We start from the raw sequence: 7,024 nt of genomic DNA on the forward strand, positions 1-7,024 counted from the left end.
TCGGTGCGCCCCGGCGCTCCTCCGGCGACGTTGACCAGCACGACGGTCAGGCCGCGTTCACGAAACGCGTGGAGCAGGGCACACGAGCGCTCCACGACCTTGTCGATGGGATGGCTGAAAGGGGAGCCGACAAGACCTTTTTGCAGATCGACGACGATAAGGGCGGTGTTCGGATCGAGCGTGGTAACGGCCATGGTTTTCCTGAAAGGTCTGGGACTCGCTCAGAAGTCGGCGAGCCGCTGCAGCAGTTTCACTGCGGCCGCGAGTGCGTCCTGTTCCTGTGGCGAGAGTTGTGCCTGCAAAGCGCGGAGCAGCCAGTCTTCTCTGGCAGCGCGGCTGGCCTTGATGGTTTTTCGGAAGGCGGGAGTCAGGTCGATCAGCGTTTTTCGTCCATCGGCTGGATCGGGCTTGCCACATATGGCCCCGATGGCCTCCAGGCCGGCCACCGTGACGCGCATGGACTGCGGACGCACGCTTTCCGCACGGGCAAGAGCGGAGACGGTTGCGGGCCCGTCGCGATCCAGACGATGGAGGACCGATTTCTGGGCGGAGGTGAAGTCGCCCGGATGCGCTTGCTCACGCAAGCGTCGAATGAGTTTTCCAACAGAAATGCGCAGCTCACCGGCAAGAGCGGCCGACTTGAGAGTCTCAGGCGTGGGTGATTGTTTGACCATGTGCAGACGATAACATACATACAGTAAAACTGTACAGTTTGACTGTATGTATCGCTTCATTGCCGACTGCTGGGCCCATGCGGTTCGTCGTGCAGCGAATGCTGGTGCCAGACTTTCCCGACCAGCCACTGAAATATCGATTGATGAGTTTCGTGGTCTTCGGGAATCGGTGTCGTCAATTTCCCGAGCCTGTCCTGACGGGAAGCCAGAAGCTGGCACATCTGCCTGGCAACCTCCGGATGGTCCTTGAGGAAAGCTGTCATGTCCTCCTTGCCCAACTGATACAGCACGGAGGGCGTGAGTGTGGAGACGGACACGCGCATGGGAAGTCCTGCAAGCAGACCTGCCTCTCCGAATGCTTCGCCCGGACCCACTCGCGCGATCTCGCGCTCGCCTGACGGTTCGGTGAATTTGACGGATAGAACCCCCGACGCGACGATAGACAGACTATCGGGCACTGTATCGGGCGCGGATATCACCTGATGTTCCTGATATTCATGACGTGAAAGTCGTGTGGCGAGCCGCTTTACTTCATCCCCAGTCAGACTTTCGAACAGGCTCACGCGTTTGAGCAGCGCTTCTTTTGCGTCATGGGTGCTTTCGACCGGCGCAGGGACGCCGAGCGCGCGCATGGGAATGGCTGACGAAGCAAGATGCCGGTAGCAAAGGTCGAACAATTCGTTGGACGCGGCGAGTTTCTTGTCCATGTTGTCGACAAACGCAACCACCTCGTATTGCACCGAGTTCACTGTAGTGCGCTTCATGTGGGCATAAGGCGCAGGCGCGTTCAGGATGATGTCGCAGCCGGTGAGTGCGCGGCGCAGCGCTTCGAGCACTGTCCGTGGCCGCGCTTCGGGAGCGATTTCAAGCACAAGCGACAGCCCGTGGACATTGGCCGGCCTGCTGTTATTCGAAATCTTGCCCTTCGATGCAACCGCGTTCGGCACGATCAGCGTATTTCCCTGGCCCGTCAGCAAGTGAGTGGCGCGCCAGTTCATTTCGACGACCCTGCCTTCCACGTCATCGATCATGACCCAGTCGCCGACCGAGTACGGCTCCGTGGTGTTCAACACAATGCCCGCGAACACGTCGCTCAGCGTGCTCTGGATCGCCAGACCCAGGACGATGGCAAGCGCCCCGGATGTGGCGACCAGTCCACGCACCGGCAACGCGAGCACAAAACCGAGGGCGGCCACGACCGCGGCCAGAAAGACCACGGCGCCGAACACGTCCGAAAAGAGCCGCTGCTTTCGCCAGGTGCTTGGCAATAAAAGCGTGTCGAGGGAAAGGGTAAGCAGCCGTGCGCCCATCAGCCACCAGATTATTTCGACGATCTGGCCCAGCCAGTGGAGCTCGGGCGCGGCGGCATCCGGAGCTTGCGTGAAGGGGTTCAGGCCTGACGAGAAGAGCACCGCGCTCAGCGCGCTAAAGAGCGTGAGCCGTATGAACAGCCGTATGAGCTCGTTGGGAGGCACCCGCAGCCGCCATACGACGACATCCAGAGCGACGATACCGAATCCAAGGATCAACGGGTATTTCACAGGCGCTCCGCCATGAGATAGCATCAAGAGGACCGATATAGGCACGCGATTGGTATTTCGGCCGTGCGCAGCAGGACACCCGGCAGCCGGGTGCGCCAATTCTGCGGCTCCTGATGGGGCCGCGCAACTGTCCTTTTTTGCACTGCGTGCGATTTCGAGCCGTAGCTCAGCGGAGAGGATAGTGCAGATGCCGCCCGCACTCGGCGCGGGACGGCGAAAGAATTATCGAACCGGTTTGGCGCGAGCGCTGAGGAAGGCGGAGGCGATGGAGAATGCTCCCGGACGGAAGACTCGTGAAATCAGCCTGCTTCGGGACCGGCCGGCGGCGGGCCGGAACGGCTTTCGCTGACCGCGCCCCGTGCCCGTAAAACCGCCGGCGCTCCGCTCAGGCCACCCGTTTGCTTCTCCGATACTGATCGAACAACACTGCCAGCAGCAGAATCCCGCCGCGAATCAGGTACTGATAAAAGGTCGGCACATTCATGAGGCTCATTGCATCCTGCACCGAGCCCATGATCAGCACGCCGACCAGCACGCCGGAGATCGTGGCCACGCCACCGGTCAGCGACACGCCGCCAAGCACGCAAGCCGATATCACCCCGAGTTCCAGCCCGACCGACGTCTTGGGGTCTCCAAGACTCATCCGCGATGCCAGCATGACACCCGCGAACCCTGTCACGAGCCCTTGCAGCACGAACACCGTGATCTTGATGCGCATGACCGGCAGACCTGCGAGCAGCGCCGCTTCGCTATTGCCGCCCACCGCCAGCACGTTCTTGCCGAACACGGTCTTTTTCAGCAGAAAACCAAACAGCAAGAAGCCGACGATGTTCGACCAGATCGGAAACGAAATGCCGAGGAACGATCCGCCGCCGAGATCGAAGAAACGTTCTTCGGAGATCATCACGGCATCGCCGTTCGACGTGATGTAGGCAAGTCCGCGAACCACCTCCATCATTGCCAGCGTGACGATCAGCGAGTTGATCTTCCAGCGTGCAATCAGCACGCCGTTCACGAGTCCGACTGCACCGCCTGCGAGCACGCCGCCGGCGATCCCCAGCGTGACGCTATGCGTGGACGTGATCAGCGTGGACGCCACCACCCCGGCAAACGCCACGATCGAGGCCACCGACAAATCCACTTCGCCGAGCGCGAGCACGAACATCATGGTGACGGAGATCGAACCGATCAACGTGACCGACAATAGCAAGCCCTGGATATTGCGCGAGCTGATGAAACCCGGGACGGTGAAGGCCAGCGTCACGAACAGGATCACGAACACCATGACGATGCCCGACTTGTTGATGAGGTCCCAGGTCCGCGCGGCGCGAGCACGCGAGCCCGTGCTTTGAGCAGGATTCGACTGATTGGTGACGGGGGTAATTTCCATGATGTCTCTTTCGTTCGCAGCGCGTTGAACGTGCTGCGGGTGTTATCGGTGATGAAGGTGAATCAGCCGGGCAGGGCGAGCTTGATGAGTTGATCGGGCGTCGCCTGCGCCTTGGGCAGGTTGCCGACGATCTTTCCTTCGCGCATCACCATCACGCGATCCGCCACGCCAATGACCTCGGCCAGATCGCTCGATACCACGATGACCGTGCGCCCCGCTTCCGCAAGCCCGTATAACAGGCCGTAGATTTCGCTACGGGCGCCGACATCGATACCGCGTGTCGGCTCGTCCATCAGGAACACATCGATCTCTTCGGCGAGCCAGCGCGAAAGAATGACCTTCTGCTGATTGCCGCCGGAAAGCGTGCCAATAGGCGTGTTGCCGTTGCGCGTCTTGATGGCGAGCTTCGCGATGTAGTCGGTCGTAGTCGCGGCTTCCTTGCGGCTGTTCAGGATGTTGAACGGGCTGAAGTGCCGGCGGCAGCTCATGTTCAAATTGTCGGAAACCGAAGCGATCGAAACGATGCCTTCCTGCTTGCGATCTTCCGGACACAGCGCCACGCCCGCGCGCACGGCGTCGCGCGGCGATCTGAACTTGCGTTTCGATCCCTTGAGCACGATCTGCCCCGACACGGGTTTGACCGCGCCGTAGATCAGCTTCATCAGCTCGGAACGGCCCGCGCCAACGAGCCCGAAGAAGCCGACTATTTCGCCCTTGCGCACGCTGAACGACGCCGGTTCCGCCAGACCCGGACCCATCAGCGCCTGCACATCGAGCTGGACATCGCCTATGTCGCGTGCACGGTAGCCGTACACGTCGTGAATGGAGCGTCCGACCATGCAACTGATCAGGCGATCGCGTTCGAGTCCGTCGACTTCCTCGAAGGTCTCGATGCGCCGGCCATCGCGAAACACCGTCACGCGATCGCAAAGCGCATAGACCTCGTCCATGCGGTGCGTCACGTAGATGATCGCGCGTCCCTCGCTTTTGAGCGCGCGAATGATCTTGAACAGTTGCTCCGTCTCGCGCGATGACAATGAACTCGTGGGTTCATCGAACGCGATCACGCGTGCGTTGCGCATCAGCGCCTTGCCGATCTCGATCATCTGGCGTTGCCCGATCGACAAGTGCTTGACCTGCATGTTCGGATCGATCTTTTCACCCAGCCGGTCCAGCTCGGAGATTGCGCGCTTGACCAGCGCCTTTTCGTCGAGCATGCCGAAGCGGTTCGGCATTGCGCCAAGCATCAGGTTCTCGGCCACGGTCAGTTCCGGGACGAGATGCAGCTCCTGGTAGATGATCGCGATGCCCGCCTCAATGGCGGCCTTGGTGGTCGTGAACTGCTGCTCGACGCCGTCGAGCGACAAGCTTCCGCCGCTTGTCGAATTCACGCCCGACAGTACTTTGAGCAACGTCGACTTGCCCGCGCCGTTCTCGCCCATCAGCCCGTGGACTTCGCCCGTGCGCACGCCGAGCGACACGGAGTCGAGCGCAAGCACGCCGGGAAAACGCACGGTGATGTTATCGAGCAGAAGATAAGGCGCGGCCGTGGCCACTGCGGTATCCATCATTGAGCGTTCCTTGGTTGAAAACTGAAGCGGGCGTCATGACGTGCATGACATGCACGACGCCCGCGGCCGAACGCTCAGATACCCAGTTCCTTGCGCACGTCCTGCCAGTTGCTGCGAACCATCAGCTTGCCGGTGGTCTGCGTATCGGCGGGCGGCTGCTTGCCGTTCTTGATCCAGTCGACGAGGTTCTGCGTGCTGTCCTTGCCATGGTTTGTCGAGCTCACGGCAATGGTGCCGTAGAAGCCCGTTTGTTCCTTCTTCTGGAATTCGGCAAACGCTTCACCCGCGCCGTTGATGCCCACGCCGATCACATCCGCCGACGCAATATGCAGTTGTTCGGTCGCGCGCACGGCGCCGAGCACGGTCTCTTCATTGATCGCGTAGATCACCCATTTCTTGATGTTCGGATGCTGCGACAAGACCGGCGATGCCGCGTTGAAACCGCCTTCGTCGTCCGTCGTCTTTTGCGGGGCATCGAAGATATTTTCTTTCTTGAAGCCGCTCGCCACCAGCGTCTGCGTGGCGCCGTCGGTGCGTTGCTTCGCCGTCGGGAGTTCGTAATCCGTGATGCGCAGCGCGCCCACTTCCTCGGGCTTCCAGCCGCGCTTTTTCATTTCTTCCGAGATGGCGGTGCCGACCTGATTGCCGATCTTGAATGCGGACATGCCGAGGTGCGGGACGTTCGGCAGCGGCTTGCCGGTCGAGTCGACCAGTTGGTCATCGACCGTCACGAACTTCATGTTGTAGCGCTTCGCCCGGGCCTGGATGGCCGGTCCGAGACGCACGTCGGGCGCGCAGATCACGAAGCCTTGAGCGCCCTGCGCGCCAAGGTTATCGATGGCGGACAGCACCTTCTCGCCATCCGGCGTGCCGATGTTCACTACCGAGAATTTTTCCTTTTGTCCAAGCGCGGATGCCGCTTTTTGCTCGTTGATGAACCATGCCTGTTCGGGCATCTTGACGAGGAAACCGACCTTCAGCGGTTCGTCGGCATGAGCGGACATCTGCGGGGCGAACGTGATGCCGAGCGTGGCTGCGGCAATGGCGGACAAGGTCAAACGACGAAGCTTGCGGTTCATGAGGGCGTCTCCTGGTTGAATTGAGGCTGCATGACTCAAGTGACATGCAGCGAAGCGCAGGCTTGCAGCCCGTTCGCCTCTTCTTGCGGTATTGCGGGTCAAGCGTTGTTCCGCCAAGCAGGCGGGTTTGTTGTACGGCCGTAATGTGCGCGAGGCATGTCGCGTCTTGTCGGGTCAGTCCTCATGCGCTCGCGAACTCGCCCCCAGGCTTGCCGCAAGCGCAAAAGACGCAGTCTCAGGTTCTAAAAGTTTGACTGCATCTTAAGGAAGCGGCCGATTCCTTTCCAATCAGTTTTTTGACGATACCGATATCAAATCCGGTATGTCCGCGATGCTCCTACATTCTGGGATGGAAGCTTGCTCAAGCTGGCCTCAGCCGGTCAGGATCGGCTACGATTGGCGATCGTAAAAACTTGAACGCAGGCGCATTGCATGGCCCAAAACTATTCGAACATCACCGTGCGCACGCGCCTCAAGACGCGGCAACTGCTTCTTCTTGCGGCAATGGAGGAGGAGGGCAACGTGCGCCGCGCAGCCGAGATCCTCGGCATGACGCAGCCGGCGGCATCGCGATTATTGAAGGAACTGGAGGATGTGCTGGAAGTGCGGCTCTTCGACCGCACGCCGCATGGCATGCATCCCACGCTGTACGGCGAAGTGATGATCCGGCACGCGCGCATGGTCCTGTCAAACCTGAGCCAGGCGCATGACGAAATTGCCGCATTGCGCGCGGGTCTCGTGGGGCAAGTCCAGATCGGCGCGATCGCCA

At 60.6% G+C, this 7,024-nt stretch carries 7 protein-coding genes; 1 reads left to right on the forward strand and 6 read right to left on the reverse strand.

Annotated features, from left to right (window positions below; genetic code table 11):
• The 6 genes from ACRXB1_RS26385 to ACRXB1_RS26410 form a co-directional block, all read right to left on the reverse strand.
• Positions 1–194, reverse strand: a 194-nt coding sequence (locus tag ACRXB1_RS26385) for an isochorismatase family protein (protein ID WP_449493710.1), incomplete at its 3' end; no start/stop codon positions are given.
• 27 nt (positions 195–221) lie between these two features.
• Positions 222–674, reverse strand: coding sequence for a MarR family winged helix-turn-helix transcriptional regulator (locus tag ACRXB1_RS26390; protein WP_449493711.1), 453 nt, complete (start codon positions 672–674; stop codon positions 222–224).
• 56 nt (positions 675–730) lie between these two features.
• On the reverse strand, positions 731–2,215 hold the full coding sequence (locus tag ACRXB1_RS26395) for a mechanosensitive ion channel family protein (protein ID WP_086380402.1): 1,485 nt from the start codon (positions 2,213–2,215) through the stop codon (positions 731–733).
• A 385-nt stretch (positions 2,216–2,600) separates the two neighbouring features.
• A complete protein-coding gene (araH, locus tag ACRXB1_RS26400; RefSeq protein ID WP_062001582.1) occupies positions 2,601–3,605 on the reverse strand; it encodes an L-arabinose ABC transporter permease AraH in 1,005 nt (334 codons plus the stop codon).
• 62 nt (positions 3,606–3,667) lie between these two features.
• Complete coding sequence (gene araG / locus ACRXB1_RS26405) at positions 3,668–5,176, reverse strand: L-arabinose ABC transporter ATP-binding protein AraG (protein ID WP_174363599.1); 1,509 nt, start codon at positions 5,174–5,176, stop codon at positions 3,668–3,670.
• 74 nt (positions 5,177–5,250) lie between these two features.
• A complete protein-coding gene (locus tag ACRXB1_RS26410) occupies positions 5,251–6,255 on the reverse strand; it encodes an arabinose ABC transporter substrate-binding protein (protein ID WP_449493712.1) in 1,005 nt (334 codons plus the stop codon).
• A 432-nt stretch (positions 6,256–6,687) separates the two neighbouring features.
• Here ACRXB1_RS26410 and ACRXB1_RS26415 point away from each other — a divergent pair.
• Positions 6,688–7,024: LysR family transcriptional regulator (locus ACRXB1_RS26415; protein ID WP_449493713.1), on the forward strand; the 337-nt coding region annotated here is incomplete at its 3' end.

The sequence above is a fragment of the Caballeronia sp. M23-90 genome, assembly GCF_053574605.1.

Coding starts and splice junctions, on each gene's coding strand:
- ACRXB1_RS26390 (WP_449493711.1), bottom strand. CDS start 674: ATGGTCAAACAATCACCCACGCCTGAGACTCTCAAGTCGGCCGCTCTT.
- araH (WP_062001582.1), bottom strand. CDS start 3,605: ATGGAAATTACCCCCGTCACCAATCAGTCGAATCCTGCTCAAAGCACG.
- araG (WP_174363599.1), bottom strand. CDS start 5,176: ATGATGGATACCGCAGTGGCCACGGCCGCGCCTTATCTTCTGCTCGAT.
- ACRXB1_RS26410 (WP_449493712.1), bottom strand. CDS start 6,255: ATGAACCGCAAGCTTCGTCGTTTGACCTTGTCCGCCATTGCCGCAGCC.